The organism is Sphingobacterium sp. UBA7631 (genome assembly GCF_002483935.1).
Classification (GTDB): domain Bacteria; phylum Bacteroidota; class Bacteroidia; order Sphingobacteriales; family Sphingobacteriaceae; genus Sphingobacterium; species Sphingobacterium multivorum.
This window is the reverse complement of sequence record NZ_DLIX01000005.1, coordinates 261,474-275,779: the sequence shown is the minus strand read 5'-3', so window position 1 is coordinate 275,779 and position 14,306 is coordinate 261,474. Positions and strand designations below refer to the sequence as shown.

The window sequence follows — 14,306 nt, the reverse complement described above, 5'->3', positions numbered from 1 at the left end:
CATGGATAAGATGGTTTTGAAATTGGTTATGAAGAATAATCCTGAGATTGATTTTGAAGGTTACCGAAAGGCGTTAGAGCCCCGGTCTCTTGATCTATCAGTCGTCGATCAAATCTTCCAAGATATCCAGCCATCAACCAAGAAAGCCAATTCTGAACTTGTTTTCACTGCAGCAATTCTTCTCTTATTTTCCCCTAAAGCTATTCTGCTTTCGGAAAAGTCTGAATACGGAGTTGCCCAGATTATTCAAGAAAAGCTTTGTTTGAAACGTCATCAGCAATCATCTTACCGGATTAAGGTAGCCCGAGAGCTTTATGAGGTGGATAAGGTGTTTAAACATATAGTTGACCAAGTAGTCGAAGGGAGGAGCTCATGAGTGATGAGTCTAAAAGCACGTTAACCGCTAAGCAACAGTTGTTTGTAGATGATTACTTGATCCATTTTAATGCAACTAAAGCGGCTAAGGCAGCAGGATATTCCGAAAAGACAGCTTATTCTCAAGGGCAAAGACTGTTGAAAAATGTTGAAATTTCGACTTTGGTTAACGCGCGATTGAAAGAATCTCGGATGGACTCGGACCAGGTGATGAAGATGATGAAAGACATTGCCGGATCGAACATCAACGATTACATGAAAATCGTTCAGCGTGAAAGAACGAAGCATGTTCCAAAGTCACTTCATTTGCTGATTGAAAGAAAGAAACTTGAAATCAAACGACATGCGATGTACCTTGATCGAAAAGGCTTAACCGATGATTTGCGCGATAAGTACATCGAGCAAAATATTCTTCCATTGGAAGATTCCATACTTCGTGCTGAGATTGACCTTGAGCTAGATCCTACCGCAACATTTGATGATAGTGAAGTTGAAACCTATGAATCAGTAGAGATCGACCTAGTTAAACTCGCTAAGGATAAAGAGGGAGGTAGGATTAAATCATTTGAATGGAAAGAGTTTGGCCCTAAAGTCGAAATGTACGCTGTTGATGGAATGCTTGATAAACTTGCCCGAGTCAATGGTATGTATTCAGAAACGCTTGTCGTCGACGATAAAAATAAGATCGATCCGGATTCTTTGAGTGATGATACGATACGTGAACTAATGAATGCTAGGAAGTCCCAATAGATGAATGAAGTCGACGCTATATTGTCCAATCTTGATGTTAGACAGCTTCAAGGAATATCCTTCAAACGAGGGATATTTGACTTTATAGTCGAAACTCCCAAAGGCAAACACGAAAAGCAGGAAGAGGCGCTCAGAATCCTAACGGATAATGAAACAGAAGAATTTCTTTACGGTGGAGCCGCCGGTGGTGCAAAGTCTTGGACTGGATGCTGCTGGTTAATGTTCCAATGTTGGAATTATCCTGGAACTCGTTGGTTTATCGGTCGTGAAGAGCTTAAGCGTATCACTGAATCTACCTTGATCACCTTCTTTAAAGTTGCCATGGCCTATGGCCTCCGAAATGGTGTTGATTTCAAATACAACGGTCAAAAGAACTTTATTCAATTCAAGAACGGTAGTCGCATTGACCTTTTAGAATTGAAATTTCTTCCCCGAGATCCTGTTTACGAGCGCTTTGGATCAACTGAATATACTGGCGGATGGATTGAAGAGGGTGGAGAGATTGATTTTGGTGCTTATGATGTCCTTAAAACTCGTATCGGAAGGCAGTACAATGAGAGATACAATTTAATTGGTAAGCTTTTCATCACTTGTAACCCTAAGAAGAACTGGATGTACAAAACATTCTATCTTCCAAATAAAAAGGGAACATTGCCGCCGATAATGAAGTACTTGGCAGCCTTTGTTCAGGACAATCCTCACATCGATAAAGGGTACGTTGAAAGGTTGAAGAGGACCAAAGACAAAGCAAAGAAAGAGCGGTTGCTCCATGGCAATTGGGAGTATGATGATGATCCAAATGCAATGTGCAAGTATGATGACATTATCGCCATGTTCACCAATACCCATATCTGGACGCAGTACAATTCAATGGCTGAAAAACCAAAATGGTATATCACTGCGGATATCGCTCGATTTGGATCGGATAAGGCCCGTATTGGTGTTTGGTGGGGTTGGATTTTAATGGAATGTCATTCCTTCGAGATGTCCTCAACTTTGGATATCCAGGCATGTATCAACGCCATGCGCGCTAAATGGAGTATTCCTGCTCATCACTGTATTGCAGACGAGGATGGTGTTGGTGGTGGAACCGTAGATGTATGCGGCATCCTTGGCTTTGTGAATAATGCTTCTGCTATTATCACTGATGAAGCTAAAGAAAATGAAAACAGGTTCTACGGAGATAGCCGGGATGATCTTCCACAAAAAGAGAATTATCAAAACCTTCAAACTCAGTGTGCATATCTCTTAGCTGATGATATTGCCGGCCATCAGATCTTACTTAAATGCATTGAATCGGAGTCTGAGCAGCAAGAGATACAAGAAGAATTTTCCTGGTTGAAAACGTATAAATCTGATGATGAGAATAAGCTTAGAATACTTCCCAAAAAAGAAGTCAAGAAAGAGATTGGGAGATCACCAGATTGGCGCGATTTGATATTGATGAGGAAATACTTCGACCTAGTTTCAGTTGAAGAGGAAACCAGTGATGAAGTATTCGATTTATTTTAAAACTAACCATTAACAATACTAAAATGGCAAAAGAAAAAAGCACAACCGTATCTATTCAACCTGCTGTTCTTCCAGCTTTGGTGGATGCTATTGGTACAAGTTTAGCTCCTGTCTATGACAAAGCTGCTGCAGAGTATGATGTTACTCAGCATGAAATATTTGATGAAAATATTCGTCCTAAGAAAAGGGTAAAGCGTGTTGTCAAGGATGGTGACGGGAATCCTATTCTAAAAAATGGACAGACTCAATATAAAACTGAACGTATCGAAGTTAACCGCATCGGAATTCCTCTGCAAAAGTTGATAGTAAAGCGCCGGGTATCCTTTATGAACGTTGGTAAGATGCAGCTAGAAGCGAATCCAGTCGATGATCAAGAAAAGCGTTTATTGGCTATGGTCCAAAAGATTCGGGAAGATAATAAGCTCCAATTTTTAGAAAAAGAGGTGGCTCGTAGGTTGCTCAGTGAATTGCAGGTTGCAAAGCTTTGGTACTCCGAACCCGTTGATCCTGAATATTGGAAGTCTATTGGCGCGAAAGGAAACTTTAGAATGCGATGCAAGATCCTATCTCCACAGCTTGGTTATAATCTACTCCCTGTTTTTGATGACCTCGGAAACATGGTGTATTTCGGCGTTGCATATGAATCCGCACTAGGATTATCCGAACTTTCAGGTATTACCGATACTACCGAATTGGCTCAGAAAGCGAAGCAAAAGGATAAACGCCTTGATATCTATTCAGATACTTTTATTCTCAAATTCCGCCAAGCGCGGACAGGCGAACAAGCCGATAATGATGCTGGATGGATTTTGGAAGAAACTATTGCTCATTCATACAAGAAGATTCCTGTTGTCTATTATTCCAAGCCAGAGCCGCCCTGGGCAGATGTTCAAAAGTCAATATCACGACTTGAAACACTTCTTTCCAATTTCGGTGACACCAACGATTATCACGCTTCGCCGGTATTCGTAATGCTTGGTAAGGTTGGAGCGAAGGTGCTCGAAAAAGGGGAACAAGGAAAAAGCCTTCAAATAACAGGTGATAATGGCGATGCTAAGTATGTAACCTGGGAACAAGCTACTGAAGCTGTAAAGCTCGAAATTGATACTTTGGTTAAGTTTATCTTTACTTGTACTCAAACGCCGCAAATGGCAATGGAAGATTTAAAAGGGATAGGGGCTCAGTCCGGAGTAGCTTATGATCGGGTTTTCATGGATCCACACATAGCTGCTCAAGATGAGATTGATGGAGAATACGGCCAATGTACTCAGCGCGATATCAATTTGAATAAAGCATTTGCGGCTGCTATTGATACTTCGCTTGTTAAGGCTGAACAATCACTGTCGATCACCTATGATATTCCTATCTACCGCATCAATGACGACGCTGAGACTATTGGATTGCTCCAAAAGGCTGCCGGGGGCGCTAAAGTTCTTTCTCAGAAGTCCGCTGTTGGTTATTCTCCTTATACCAAAAATGCAGAAGAGGAGCTTAAACAGATCGAAGAGGAGGAAAAGGCCGCTAATAGTGAAGAAGTTCCGATTGAGGTGGCTTAGATATGGAAAAATACGAAATTGAAGTTGTGTTCTACGGTGACGGGCTGTATAATCAATCCGTCATATCTTCTTTGACTGGACTGGACTTTGATGAATCAAATGAAGCAGTAAAGTCAGTCAAGAGGTTGTGTTGGTCCGGACAAACCTATGTCCAAGTATTTAGAAAACTTGGATTCAATACTAACCCACGTTTCATTAAGTTCGATCCTGAAACACCTTACCCATGCATCATGCGATGCGTAAATCATAAAAAGGGAGTCTGGTACCTGTTCATGTATCACCAAGGTATGGTTTATGATATTCATGGAAATAGCTTCCAACTCACTGCCCCAAATGAAGTGTCTAAAATGAATGGAAGCTATTTTCTAAAGTGGTATAACATGAAGGTCACTTCTATGCTACAGGTTTGGATTTAACTATATATAAACAACAGATACGCTATTTTTACTATATTCGTAACAATTTATTAACTATAATGGAAAAGCAACAATTTAAAAAACTGTCTATCAGGGAGTTGGTGACTGGTATTCTAGAATTTGAGTATAATGAAGGTAAGTCGTGGGTTTCAATTGAAAGGATTGCTAGACTTATTGAGAGTAAACAGTTTACTTTTGAAGAATTAAATAGGGAACTTGATATTCTTGATAAATCAGGGATAATTATATACGATCGGTTAAGCCAAGAAGTTTGCTTAAATCCAATATATTTAGACAAGAAGGAAGATAAAAAAAATGAAAAGGTTCGTAAATATAAAGCCACTAGTGCTATAGTATCATTAGCAATTGGGGTGATTGTCGCTTTAAGTTTTAGATTTATTTTTGTAAAAAATAACTTATCTGACTTTTTACCTATTGGAGATCCAACTCACCCAGTCGAGGTAGTTGATTCAATGATTAACCAAAAAATTAACAATGAAATTTGGTTTTATAAAGAGCAAATGAAAAGCGATACGATAGTTTCTAATAATTATATGAAAATGGTGGATGTGCGGTTAATTAATGTCAATGAAAGAATAAAGGGAATTGACTCAAACATTAATCGTATAAACAATTTGTTAGAAGACACGCCTCAAAAGTTTATTGAGATAGCATCTATAAAAAAGGAACTTGAATCCATAAAGTCTTCCCAAAATGATTTTTATATTAGAACCTCTGCTGAGCTTGATAGAAGCTCCAATTTTAATATCGGGCTTATTGGGTTGGTAGCTGCAATCGCCACGTTTAATTTTTTTGGAAACAGTCGTAGAAATAAGGATTAATAATAATGTAATGCAAAAATATACTTTGCATTATACTCTTTGTTATCCAATCGGATAACTTAATATAATTTTGTGATTATAAGTTTTAAACGAGGCAGGCACGAAATAGCTACTCGGACTTGACTCACAATCACAAAATTATGTCACTTAAATCAAAGATTATCGCAAAATTGAAAGCTAAGGCAACCGCTGTGGGTGCCGCAAACCTTTCAAATGTCAGAATCAACGGACTAGCGGACAAGTTAGATGCAATCGTAACTAACGAAGACGATATCGACGGTGAGATAGACAAACTAGACCAGATTTTTAGTTTCAAGGAAATGGCCTCCCTGGACGATGCTAAACGCAACGCTGAAAGCAAAGCTGGGGAGGAAGAGGATGCAGAAAAAGCAGCCAAGGCGAAAAAGGAAGCAGAAGAGAAGGCCGCAGCGGAAGAAGCTGCTAAGGCTGCTGAGAAAACAGGTGATCAAGCACCTTCATGGTTCAATACTTACGTTGAAAACCAAAATAAGGTTATTGAAACCCTTACAAGCACTATTTCCTCAATTCAGAAAGGCACAGTTGCCCAAACTAGACGCCAACAACTTGAAGCCAAATTAGACAAAGCCCCAGAACGTTTTAAAACCCGTACTCTTCGTGATTTCGATATTTTGAAATTAGACAGCGACGATGACTTCAACAACTACTTAGCAAATATTGAGCAAGATGTTGCTGATGAAATTCAGGCGGCTTCAGATGCTGGTTTAGGTGCGGATGCTCCGTCTTTAGGTGGCAGAGGTGGTAAATTGAAGGATGACGAGGTGTCTCCTGCAATGAAAGAAATTATTAACCAGCGCGAGGCAGAAGCTAAGGCAAAAGCCGGTGCACAATAACCTTTTTAAATGGGATTACAAGGAGTAAAAAGATCAGGTACCCAAGGTTTCAATAAGGTCGTTTTCGAAAACGTCATTGATACTCTTCCTGGTGGAATGACCCTCGATGTAGCTAAAGCAGATTACCCTGATGGATATGTTCCAGAAGGCTCTTTGGTTGGTCGGGATGCATCCACTGGTATTGGAAAAGTATTGACTGCAGTCGATGGCGCTATCAAACCATTGGGTTTTACGCATAGGGCATCAGAAGTATCTGATGGTAATACCCTTGCAAATGGAGTAGTAATCAGTGGCACAGTAAGAATTAAAGCACTATCAGCAGGATTGCAAGCAATTGCCGCTGAATTGGCTGAGGCTCTTCCAAGAATCACTTTTGTTTAATTAAAGTATAATCTTATCAAATGATAAATGTACAAGAATTGGTGCCTGAATTTCGTAAGGCTGACGCTCAAGCTTATGTGTCTACGTATCCTTTTGATACGTTGCAATATCAAAGCGTTTTCCCTTTAGAATATCAGCCCACTTTAAAATGGTCAGCTATAGAAGCTCAATTTGGAGCTAAAGTTATGGCATCCGTTGTCGACTTCAATAGTGCTGCTCCTCGTTTTGGACGGGATTTGCCGACTAAAATTGAAGGCGATATGCCCAAGATTGAAATTGCTCGGGATAAAGTAGAAACTGACTTCAATACTCTGCGTGAGCTTGAAGATTCAGTTAAACGTTTACCGGCAGGTGAAACGCGAAGAGAAGCGGCTAAAAGAATCTTAGACTGGCATTATGAGGATCAAGTTTTTGTTCGTAATGGTATTGAGGCGAGGAATGAGTGGTTAGCGAAACAAATAGCATCAACCGGTAAATACAAGCTCACACAAGTTAATAACGAGCAAGGTATTCAGACAACTCATGATGTTGATTTCGAAATTCCTTCTGGGAATAATGTTAACGCTTCGAAAAACTGGACAGATCCGACAGCAGATATAATTGGTGACATAAAAGGTATTAAAGCTCGTTACAGAGCTGCAAAATTACCTCCTCCAAATTTTGCTTATTGTGAGGAAGAGACAATTGCATTAATGGCAATGAATCCAGGCGTACAGAAGTTTACCGCAACGTACATCGATAATGCATTGAATTTGCAGCAAGAGCCAACTTTAGAGCAGATCAATAGAGTTCTGAAATTACGTGGTTTGCCTATTTTTAAAATTTGGGAATCCGCTATGGTTCAAGAGCGCAAAAATGGTACTAAAGAAGTTGTTAGTGGTTGGGAACTGGGTAATGTTACTTTTTCAGTAACGGAACAATTGGGTAAAACACAATATACCTTATCTGCTGACGAGTATGTCCAAGCAGGTGTTGCACAAAAAACTAAATCTGGCATTGTGCTAATCAAAACTTGGGGCTTGGAAGATCCTATCACTGTAGTGACTAAAGGTACATCTTATGACTCTCCTGTATTGTTCAATGCTAAATCAACATTCATTCTAAAAACTATTTTACCAGGTGGATAATATGTCGGCTGAAGGAACTAAAGTTGAGGGTGCTGGGGCAAATGCTCCAGCCGCTTCTCCTAAAGTAGGAGGAACTCAAGGCGGAGAGCAACCGTCGGAAAACCAAAATGCTAAACTGATCGAAGATCTTCAAAAAGAGAATGGCGAGTTAAAAGCCGAATCTGCTAAGAAGGATGAAAAGATCACCGCTTTAGATGCTGAAATCAAGAAACTCAAAGAGGATCTTGCTAAGAAGGGTAAGAGTAAAGCTGAGAAATCTGAGCCAAAATTCGTCGTTGTCGATCCTTTCCGTGGTAATACCAAGAAAGATGACGGTGAAGTCTATGATCGTGGCGCCGATGTTTCTCACTTCGATGAGGACCGTTTGGCAAATCTTATCGATCGCGGTTTAGTAAAAAAATCATAGATAATATCTGATCATGAATAACAGAGAAGCCCTGCAGTTTGAGTTCGGTCAAAAGGTCCCGGAGGGAGTATTATCAACTCAATTGATAAAAGCAGGATTAGATCCTGAACACGATTTTGATCCTACTACCGAGGAAAATAGTAAGAAGATGGATTTAGCTCTTGCAGGGCTTCTTTTTTGGATTTGTACGAGCCGCAAGTCAATCAAGGAACTTGATTTTCAAGTTACTCAAAATGATGTTGATGATTGGTTAAAGCTTCGCTCAGTTCTTCTAAAACGTTGGGGTGTTCCCAATGAACTAGATAATGACCCTGTGATTGAAAGTACTTCGGACTTATGGTAGATTTTGAACAATATCCCGATGCGTTGAAATACAATGATCTTGGTGGAATTACCATTGAGGTAAAATGCCGTTTTAAGCCCAGCTATGGCGGCCGTTATTTTATTGGTCAGGATGGTAACAAGATCTTGTTTCAGTACGATATAGCATTCCCTGAAGGGACTGAGCCTATACCAACCGCAACATTGATTGATGCTTTTGATCGATCAGGATACCAGTTCGTAAGTCAGCAGGAATTAATGGAGTTTCATATTGGGCAGTTACATTGCTTCGGGAGGATTTAGGATGAAGATAGGATTGGAGATTGTAACTGATATGAATGTTTTAGCGCAAGAGATACAGAAGGAGATTGATGCTGAAACGTTAAAACACCTTATTAAGGTCCTGAGTGTGGGGGTTGAAAAAGTGAGGAAGAAGATGGAGACAAAGCCGTATGAGGATCATACAGGAAATCTTAACAGCTCAACAGGATTTATAATTTACCGTGACGGGAAAGTCGTCCATCGTGATTTTAGGGAAAGTGTAAAAGGGACGGACAAGGCTACAGGATTGAAGGAAGGAATTTCTCTTGCTCTGGCAGAGCTAAGAGAATCGAGTGGCTGGGGAGTAGTTCTAATGTCGGGAATGGATTATGCGAGCTGGGTGCAGGGTAGAGGATATGATGTGTTGCTGAGCGCTACAACAAACCTTGACTCCATATTGAAAGAGGCTTTTGAAGAAATTGGAACTATTTAGTAATGGATAAGGCAATTAAAACTGCGATCGGTTCGATGGAAGATGTCAAGGAAGCTTTAGAGCTTGCTGATGTTTCAGGTAATACTGGGCTTACGGGAGAAATCCGATTGATTCTACGTATTCTGAATTCCAAGAAGGAAGATATCGTAATAAATTGTATTGTACCATCCGCAACTCAGATCACTGAGAACATTATCAATGTCAATCTCCATATTCCAAATTTAGCTGCTATTCCCGCTGGTATTCCAAATACAGTGGATAATGGGCAGCCGGATACCGTTAGAATGGAAGAGATTGGCAAGTTTCTAATTGAGGTTTTGGACGGTTTCCGGGGATACGATTTTTTCACTGAGGTTGAAACAACAGGTGAGGTTATCCCAGATGGTAAAAACTGGTTCTACAATATCGTGATCAGATATTTCTATTTACGTAGAGACAAATAATTGAATAATTAACGGCCTTTGGCCACAAATCAAAATAATATGGCAGCAGTAACAGGTGTCGAAAGTCTTGAACTGGCAGTGATGGCAGCGAACGGCGCAATGCCAACAACGGGTTGGGTTACCGTTCGAGATATAGAAATGGGGAGCGTGAACCTCACTATTCCACCATTAAATAAAACCCGTGTTCGTGTTGAAGACAAGGCAGGTGTCCGCTGGGTTCTTCCAGGAGAAACGGATCCAGCAACTATCGCGTTTAATTCTTTGGAATTAAAAATAGATGCAGCAAACCTTCTGTTCAAAGGAGAAGTAACAACTGATGCAACGGAATTCAAAGCCCCTGCAGATAGTGAGCAGATTTACTATTTAGCAGTTCGCCTAACGTCTAAGCCTTTCGAAGGTAAAAAGATGGTTTGGTCAGCTCCAGCTTTAGCAGGATCTGCAGGCTTTGTGAATGCGATCACTAAAAATGGTTTCTTGGCTTTAAGCTACAACGCAGATGTAACTACTCCAGTAGATGCAACAGGAAATGCTGTTTCTCCTTGGGGATACAAATTCGTTGATGCAGCACCAGCCCTTCCAGAAGGGTAATTTAAAATATAAGCCTGAAAGCCGGAGGTTAGGCGGTTAGTAGGGCTTTATTAATCCTAACCCAAAATGAATAATTCAGTAAAACAAGATATGGTCCAATCCCTTTCGGACCAAAAAGTGCTTATCAAAAAAGTACGATTGCAAAAGCAATACAAGTCATGGTACACCAAATTGCTTTCATTTCTATTTATCATTCCTCGTTTCTATTCTAAAAAGATTTATGTTTCGGAGTTGTATCCCGGTACCGTTGTCCGCATATTAGGTATTATTAGCCGGTTGCAAGGCGCGAAAGAAATTTCTGATGTGGAAATCTATAAGATGATTGAGAACAACATCCCATTGTTTATAGAGTTCTTAGCTGTCGGATTGAATAATAAACCAACAGATCCGCCTAAATGGCTTATCGAAGCATTAAATTATCATTTCACCCCATCCGAATTACATGCAGCTGTAAACGAAGTCTACCGGAGGTTAGACGTACAAACTTTTTTCGCTATATCGGGATCCCTAATCGATCTGAAAGAACTGGAGAAAACTATCCTGGGCGAGGAACAGCCTACGACCTAATTTCAAATACCTGGAAATACTATGGCGGTACTGAATATGATATTAAATGGGGAGTTACTTGGAGAAATCTCATCATGTATAATGCTGTAGGTCCAGAAGTTGATAAATCGGGATCATCTGCAGGATCGAATAGTCCTACTGTTGGGACTAATGACAATATCTCTCTGTTCGATATCGGTAAAAGGTTGGATCAAGGATTAGGTGTTTAGTATGGGAAAGTGGGGGAGATCCGCGCAAGGAAAGTCAATTGTGAAAGATATATCTGAACGTGGTTTTGTTAGGGTAGGAGACGTTTACTTTCCTCCAGGTTCAAAGGAAGCTTTATCGTCATTGCCGAAAAAGAAAACAAGATCCAAAATTATCCGCACTGGTTGGATTGATGATACTCGAAATATAAGAAACAAGGAAAAATATAATGATCCGTTCATAAATTTGATCAAAACAGAACTATCAATCGAACTTTGGCCGGAATTCTTTTTTTCAGTTGATCGTCTTTATCGTTTTGATTATGCAATTCCAGAGCTAAAAATCGGTATCGAGGTAAATGGTGGTGTGTGGGCCAAAGGAAATAGCGGCCATAGTTCTGGGACTGGAATTATGAGAGATTATGAAAAATCTAATCTTGCACAATCCCTCGGTTGGAAAGTATTGACAGTTGTTCCTTCTCAAATAAAGAATTATGAGGCTTTGGAGCTCCTTAAAAAAATAATATGATTATCCATTTGGATAATATGTTATAAATTTATATGTTTGTGCCGTACAAAACGTGTTTCGCCGTTCTTTGAAGTTTTTAATTATATTTGAGTTTTTAGCTTAAATATAAATTTATTATGAAAAAGTATTTGGTTTTACTTTCGTTAGTAGCGTGTTTTCTTTGCAGTAATGGACAAGATCTAACGAAAATCGGAGAATCAATAAATGGTACTTTAGTGACTATAAAGGATAAATCTCCAATAGGGTATACGGATAGTTTAGACGGTGTGATCTTTCGATTAACCAAGCTTTCTGACGTTAGTGTAACTGTTAGTATTGCTAATAAATCAGATGAGATGTTACATTTTTCATACAATGATAGCTACTTCATTGTAGACGGAACAACGGAATCAATTATATCTGAGACTACATTAATGATTGATAAAGATAAATCAATTCAAGATATTAAAATTGCACCTAACACGTCTACAAGACTTGAGCTTTTTAATAAAACAAGATTAGAAAGTTATGGCACAATTTGGTATATGTTTAGTAATAAGAAGGCTAATAATATATTCAAAAGAGGAAAAGGGTCGGAAAAGGTGTCAATGGTTTTGGTTCTTAAAAATGAGAAAGGGGAGAAAATTAAGAAAGAATTTATATTTACTGTTAGAGGTTCAGTGGAATTGAAAGAACTGAGAAAGAGTATGAAATAAATTTTGCGTTTTAAAAAATATTTTGCATATTTGAAATGCGAAATCAAATATAGGTAGTAAAGGCCTCATAAACTTTATAAGAAATAAGTCAACATCAGATGTTGTTGTAATATACAGATTAACCCTGTCGGTGTGGTTCATATTTTAGTCCTCGGACTACTTATGTTTGATTTCGCAGTCCCACATTCGGCAGGGCTTTTTTGTTGCTGATTAAATTGTTGGTAAAATGCGAAATCAAACAACACCCAATCAAACGGATAACCTAATATCCATCATGTTATCTCCAGAGGAGATCGACCGGTTAGAGAACCTACTCTTCCAAATTAATTATTTCAATGACTGCATGGAAGCAGATCGAAGCAATGCTGTAATCACGGCCCTTGTCGACTTCAACGACGGAGAAGGCAATGCAGAGGTTCTTTCAGAAGGAATGCAGCTTATCTACCGTTTAGGAATAAATTCATCATTTATCAAAAATCTAGCTGAGAAAATCAAGGAAGGAGCTAACCATGGTATCTAAGAAAATGGCTATTGAAGCTCTTTGTGAGATTGAGGAACTTCTTGTCGGATTATTCGATAGATTCTTCGACCTGGAAGACTACCTGACAGCAGAAGATTTTAATAGTGAAATTGTGGATATGCTTATCGAGCTTAAGTTTCTTATGGCAGATCTGGGACATCCATTGACACCGATTAATTTAAAGAAGTCTAAAGCAGCATAATTTATGGCACATATTGAAAATGAAGGTAGAACCAACCAGGTTGAGTCTGCCCGGGAAGAGGTATGCCAAATTTTGGACAATGTGTCCCATATAAATGAGGACTATGGAATGTCGGTGGAGAATTTATTAAATCTTCTCGCTCGGCAAATGAAAGCCATGAGCACTGCAGCGGAAGCTATTAAAGATGAAGAGGCTTTAGAAAAGATGGATAATCTAATCGGGGAATCTACTACTCTTATTGATCTATTAAAGGAAAAGGCAGGGTGGAATACTTTTTATCAGATCGGGAACGCGATAAATACAGCTAAGAAATATATAGGGTAATTGCTTTGAATATTATCCATTTGGATAAGTTAAGTAAAGTTTATACATTTGGATAAGTTAATAAAAAAAACAGGCTGTTCCATCCCAAGGTGCAAGCCTGTTTAATCAAAAAAAACATGATCACAAACATACAAAATTTAAATGATTCTGGTCAAGGAAATCAGAACATTAATTCGGAAAAAACTATGTCAAGCCGGGAGATTGCGGAAATGACCGGAAAAAGACATTCAGATATTTTGGAGGCTATTCGAAAAATGGAAGTCGCTTGGGAAAAAGTTAACCGACGGAAATTTTCGCTCGTTGATTACATCGACGGAAAAGGAGAAAAACGACCTGAATTTCAACTTTCAAAAAAGGAATGTTTATATATAGCCACAAAGTTTAATGATGAAGCGAGAGCTATTCTTATAAATCGATGGGAGGAATTGGAAAACCTAAACGCATTTCCTGTTCCTGGAAATATGTATGAAGCATTGTTACTTGCTGCCCAACAATACAAGGTTATTGATGAGCAACAGAAGCAGCTAAATAAACAAGCTCCCCAAATTGAGTTTCTTAACCGTGTTTTGGATACAGACGAAAAGGTTGACATAGGTCAATGCGCAAAAATACTTGAACTACCTTTTGGCAGAAATACCCTATTTAAGAAACTTCGTGATAATGGTGTATTCTTCAAGCAAAAAAATGAGCCAAAACAGCTATATATTGATAGGGGGTACTTTCAACTTAAAGAGAAATGGATTGAGCGTGAAAACCATGAGAGTTTCATGATAATTAAAGTTCTAGTGACACAGAGGGGCCTAGGATTTTTAAGTACTATCTTCAAATCAGATCCAAAACCTAAAAAGGATGTAAAATTAGTATAGATGCAGATGTTAAAATTAGCGAGTCTGTAAGTCAGTTGTTTATCTTTGCGTTTCACAAGTATGAGCAAAAACAAA

22 protein-coding genes are annotated in these 14,306 nt (G+C 39.0%); all 22 read left to right on the top strand.

All coding sequences use genetic code 11. The annotated features are described in order from the left end of the window. Nucleotide 1: 1 nt before the first annotated feature. The 22 genes from B3P16_RS09680 (at nucleotide 2) to B3P16_RS09575 (ending at nucleotide 14,231) form a co-directional block, all read left to right on the top strand. Nucleotides 2–376, top strand: a complete 375-nt coding sequence (locus tag B3P16_RS09680; RefSeq protein ID WP_194932877.1) for a hypothetical protein — start codon at nucleotides 2–4, stop codon at nucleotides 374–376. After that, complete coding sequence (locus B3P16_RS09675) at nucleotides 373–1,125, top strand: terminase small subunit (RefSeq protein WP_286842744.1); 753 nt, start codon at nucleotides 373–375, stop codon at nucleotides 1,123–1,125. The genes B3P16_RS09680 and B3P16_RS09675 overlap by 4 nt, the downstream gene beginning before the upstream one ends. Further along, a complete protein-coding gene (locus tag B3P16_RS09670) occupies nucleotides 1,126–2,637 on the top strand; it encodes a terminase large subunit domain-containing protein (protein WP_286842741.1) in 1,512 nt (503 codons plus the stop codon). It begins immediately after the preceding gene. A 23-nt stretch (nucleotides 2,638–2,660) separates the two neighbouring features. Beyond that, on the top strand, nucleotides 2,661–4,193 hold the full coding sequence (locus B3P16_RS09665) for a phage portal protein (RefSeq protein WP_286842738.1): 1,533 nt from the start codon (nucleotides 2,661–2,663) through the stop codon (nucleotides 4,191–4,193). A gap of 475 nt (nucleotides 4,194–4,668) precedes the next feature. After that, complete coding sequence (locus B3P16_RS09660; RefSeq protein WP_286842736.1) at nucleotides 4,669–5,451, top strand: hypothetical protein; 783 nt, start codon at nucleotides 4,669–4,671, stop codon at nucleotides 5,449–5,451. A gap of 140 nt (nucleotides 5,452–5,591) precedes the next feature. Next, nucleotides 5,592–6,323, top strand: coding sequence for a hypothetical protein (locus B3P16_RS09655; protein WP_286842734.1), 732 nt, complete (start codon nucleotides 5,592–5,594; stop codon nucleotides 6,321–6,323). A gap of 9 nt (nucleotides 6,324–6,332) precedes the next feature. Further along, nucleotides 6,333–6,704: a hypothetical protein gene (locus tag B3P16_RS09650; protein ID WP_286842732.1), complete on the top strand. Its 372-nt coding sequence runs from the start codon at nucleotides 6,333–6,335 to the stop codon at nucleotides 6,702–6,704. A gap of 20 nt (nucleotides 6,705–6,724) precedes the next feature. Next, complete coding sequence (locus B3P16_RS09645; RefSeq protein WP_286842730.1) at nucleotides 6,725–7,831, top strand: major capsid protein; 1,107 nt, start codon at nucleotides 6,725–6,727, stop codon at nucleotides 7,829–7,831. Then, on the top strand, nucleotides 7,824–8,237 hold the full coding sequence (locus B3P16_RS09640) for a hypothetical protein (RefSeq protein WP_286842728.1): 414 nt from the start codon (nucleotides 7,824–7,826) through the stop codon (nucleotides 8,235–8,237). The genes B3P16_RS09645 and B3P16_RS09640 overlap by 8 nt, the downstream gene beginning before the upstream one ends. 13 nt (nucleotides 8,238–8,250) lie before the next feature. Beyond that, nucleotides 8,251–8,580 (top strand): DUF6706 family protein, encoded by a 330-nt coding sequence (locus B3P16_RS09635; protein WP_286842727.1) that lies wholly within the window; start codon nucleotides 8,251–8,253, stop codon nucleotides 8,578–8,580. Continuing rightward, the gene (locus tag B3P16_RS09630) at nucleotides 8,574–8,861 is read left to right on the top strand and encodes a hypothetical protein (RefSeq protein WP_286842725.1); all 288 of its coding nucleotides are present in this window, start codon (nucleotides 8,574–8,576) and stop codon (nucleotides 8,859–8,861) included. Before B3P16_RS09635 ends, B3P16_RS09630 begins: the two co-directional genes overlap by 7 nt. A gap of 133 nt (nucleotides 8,862–8,994) precedes the next feature. Then, the gene (locus tag B3P16_RS09625; protein WP_286842723.1) at nucleotides 8,995–9,312 is read left to right on the top strand and encodes a hypothetical protein; all 318 of its coding nucleotides are present in this window, start codon (nucleotides 8,995–8,997) and stop codon (nucleotides 9,310–9,312) included. Nucleotides 9,313–9,314: 2 nt separating this feature from the next. Then, nucleotides 9,315–9,755 (top strand): hypothetical protein, encoded by a 441-nt coding sequence (locus tag B3P16_RS09620; protein WP_286842721.1) that lies wholly within the window; start codon nucleotides 9,315–9,317, stop codon nucleotides 9,753–9,755. Between the two features lie 39 nt (nucleotides 9,756–9,794). Further along, nucleotides 9,795–10,343, top strand: a complete 549-nt coding sequence (locus tag B3P16_RS09615) for a hypothetical protein (protein ID WP_286842720.1) — start codon at nucleotides 9,795–9,797, stop codon at nucleotides 10,341–10,343. A 66-nt stretch (nucleotides 10,344–10,409) separates the two neighbouring features. Then, nucleotides 10,410–10,910 carry a hypothetical protein gene (locus B3P16_RS09610; RefSeq protein ID WP_286842718.1) on the top strand — a complete coding sequence of 167 codons (501 nt, stop codon included), beginning with the start codon at nucleotides 10,410–10,412 and terminating at the stop codon, nucleotides 10,908–10,910. A 74-nt stretch (nucleotides 10,911–10,984) separates the two neighbouring features. Beyond that, nucleotides 10,985–11,119 carry a hypothetical protein gene (locus B3P16_RS09605; RefSeq protein WP_262885293.1) on the top strand — a complete coding sequence of 45 codons (135 nt, stop codon included), beginning with the start codon at nucleotides 10,985–10,987 and terminating at the stop codon, nucleotides 11,117–11,119. A gap of 40 nt (nucleotides 11,120–11,159) precedes the next feature. Beyond that, nucleotides 11,160–11,624 (top strand): hypothetical protein, encoded by a 465-nt coding sequence (locus tag B3P16_RS09600; RefSeq protein WP_286842714.1) that lies wholly within the window; start codon nucleotides 11,160–11,162, stop codon nucleotides 11,622–11,624. Between the two features lie 116 nt (nucleotides 11,625–11,740). Further along, nucleotides 11,741–12,319 carry a hypothetical protein gene (locus tag B3P16_RS09595; protein ID WP_286842712.1) on the top strand — a complete coding sequence of 193 codons (579 nt, stop codon included), beginning with the start codon at nucleotides 11,741–11,743 and terminating at the stop codon, nucleotides 12,317–12,319. A 226-nt stretch (nucleotides 12,320–12,545) separates the two neighbouring features. Next, complete coding sequence (locus B3P16_RS09590) at nucleotides 12,546–12,839, top strand: hypothetical protein (RefSeq protein WP_286842710.1); 294 nt, start codon at nucleotides 12,546–12,548, stop codon at nucleotides 12,837–12,839. After that, nucleotides 12,829–13,041 (top strand): hypothetical protein, encoded by a 213-nt coding sequence (locus B3P16_RS09585; RefSeq protein WP_286842708.1) that lies wholly within the window; start codon nucleotides 12,829–12,831, stop codon nucleotides 13,039–13,041. The genes B3P16_RS09590 and B3P16_RS09585 overlap by 11 nt, the downstream gene beginning before the upstream one ends. Before the next feature lie 3 nt (nucleotides 13,042–13,044). Then, nucleotides 13,045–13,365, top strand: coding sequence for a hypothetical protein (locus B3P16_RS09580; RefSeq protein ID WP_286842705.1), 321 nt, complete (start codon nucleotides 13,045–13,047; stop codon nucleotides 13,363–13,365). A 116-nt stretch (nucleotides 13,366–13,481) separates the two neighbouring features. After that, the gene (locus B3P16_RS09575) at nucleotides 13,482–14,231 is read left to right on the top strand and encodes a Rha family transcriptional regulator (protein ID WP_286842703.1); all 750 of its coding nucleotides are present in this window, start codon (nucleotides 13,482–13,484) and stop codon (nucleotides 14,229–14,231) included. Nucleotides 14,232–14,306 lie beyond the last annotated feature (75 nt).

Excerpts from the sequence above, each read along its gene's own strand:
- B3P16_RS09680 (WP_194932877.1), top strand. The coding sequence starts at position 2 with ATGGATAAGATGGTTTTGAAATTGGTTATGAAGAATAATCCTGAGATT.
- B3P16_RS09675 (WP_286842744.1), top strand. The coding sequence starts at position 373 with ATGAGTGATGAGTCTAAAAGCACGTTAACCGCTAAGCAACAGTTGTTT.
- B3P16_RS09670 (WP_286842741.1), top strand. The coding sequence starts at position 1,126 with ATGAATGAAGTCGACGCTATATTGTCCAATCTTGATGTTAGACAGCTT.
- B3P16_RS09665 (WP_286842738.1), top strand. The coding sequence starts at position 2,661 with ATGGCAAAAGAAAAAAGCACAACCGTATCTATTCAACCTGCTGTTCTT.
- B3P16_RS09660 (WP_286842736.1), top strand. The coding sequence starts at position 4,669 with ATGGAAAAGCAACAATTTAAAAAACTGTCTATCAGGGAGTTGGTGACT.
- B3P16_RS09655 (WP_286842734.1), top strand. The coding sequence starts at position 5,592 with ATGTCACTTAAATCAAAGATTATCGCAAAATTGAAAGCTAAGGCAACC.
- B3P16_RS09650 (WP_286842732.1), top strand. The coding sequence starts at position 6,333 with ATGGGATTACAAGGAGTAAAAAGATCAGGTACCCAAGGTTTCAATAAG.
- B3P16_RS09645 (WP_286842730.1), top strand. The coding sequence starts at position 6,725 with ATGATAAATGTACAAGAATTGGTGCCTGAATTTCGTAAGGCTGACGCT.
- B3P16_RS09635 (WP_286842727.1), top strand. The coding sequence starts at position 8,251 with ATGAATAACAGAGAAGCCCTGCAGTTTGAGTTCGGTCAAAAGGTCCCG.
- B3P16_RS09630 (WP_286842725.1), top strand. The coding sequence starts at position 8,574 with ATGGTAGATTTTGAACAATATCCCGATGCGTTGAAATACAATGATCTT.
- B3P16_RS09625 (WP_286842723.1), top strand. The coding sequence starts at position 8,995 with ATGGAGACAAAGCCGTATGAGGATCATACAGGAAATCTTAACAGCTCA.
- B3P16_RS09620 (WP_286842721.1), top strand. The coding sequence starts at position 9,315 with ATGGATAAGGCAATTAAAACTGCGATCGGTTCGATGGAAGATGTCAAG.
- B3P16_RS09615 (WP_286842720.1), top strand. The coding sequence starts at position 9,795 with ATGGCAGCAGTAACAGGTGTCGAAAGTCTTGAACTGGCAGTGATGGCA.
- B3P16_RS09610 (WP_286842718.1), top strand. The coding sequence starts at position 10,410 with ATGAATAATTCAGTAAAACAAGATATGGTCCAATCCCTTTCGGACCAA.
- B3P16_RS09605 (WP_262885293.1), top strand. The coding sequence starts at position 10,985 with ATGTATAATGCTGTAGGTCCAGAAGTTGATAAATCGGGATCATCTGCA.
- B3P16_RS09595 (WP_286842712.1), top strand. The coding sequence starts at position 11,741 with ATGAAAAAGTATTTGGTTTTACTTTCGTTAGTAGCGTGTTTTCTTTGC.
- B3P16_RS09590 (WP_286842710.1), top strand. The coding sequence starts at position 12,546 with ATGCGAAATCAAACAACACCCAATCAAACGGATAACCTAATATCCATC.
- B3P16_RS09585 (WP_286842708.1), top strand. The coding sequence starts at position 12,829 with ATGGTATCTAAGAAAATGGCTATTGAAGCTCTTTGTGAGATTGAGGAA.
- B3P16_RS09580 (WP_286842705.1), top strand. The coding sequence starts at position 13,045 with ATGGCACATATTGAAAATGAAGGTAGAACCAACCAGGTTGAGTCTGCC.
- B3P16_RS09575 (WP_286842703.1), top strand. The coding sequence starts at position 13,482 with ATGATCACAAACATACAAAATTTAAATGATTCTGGTCAAGGAAATCAG.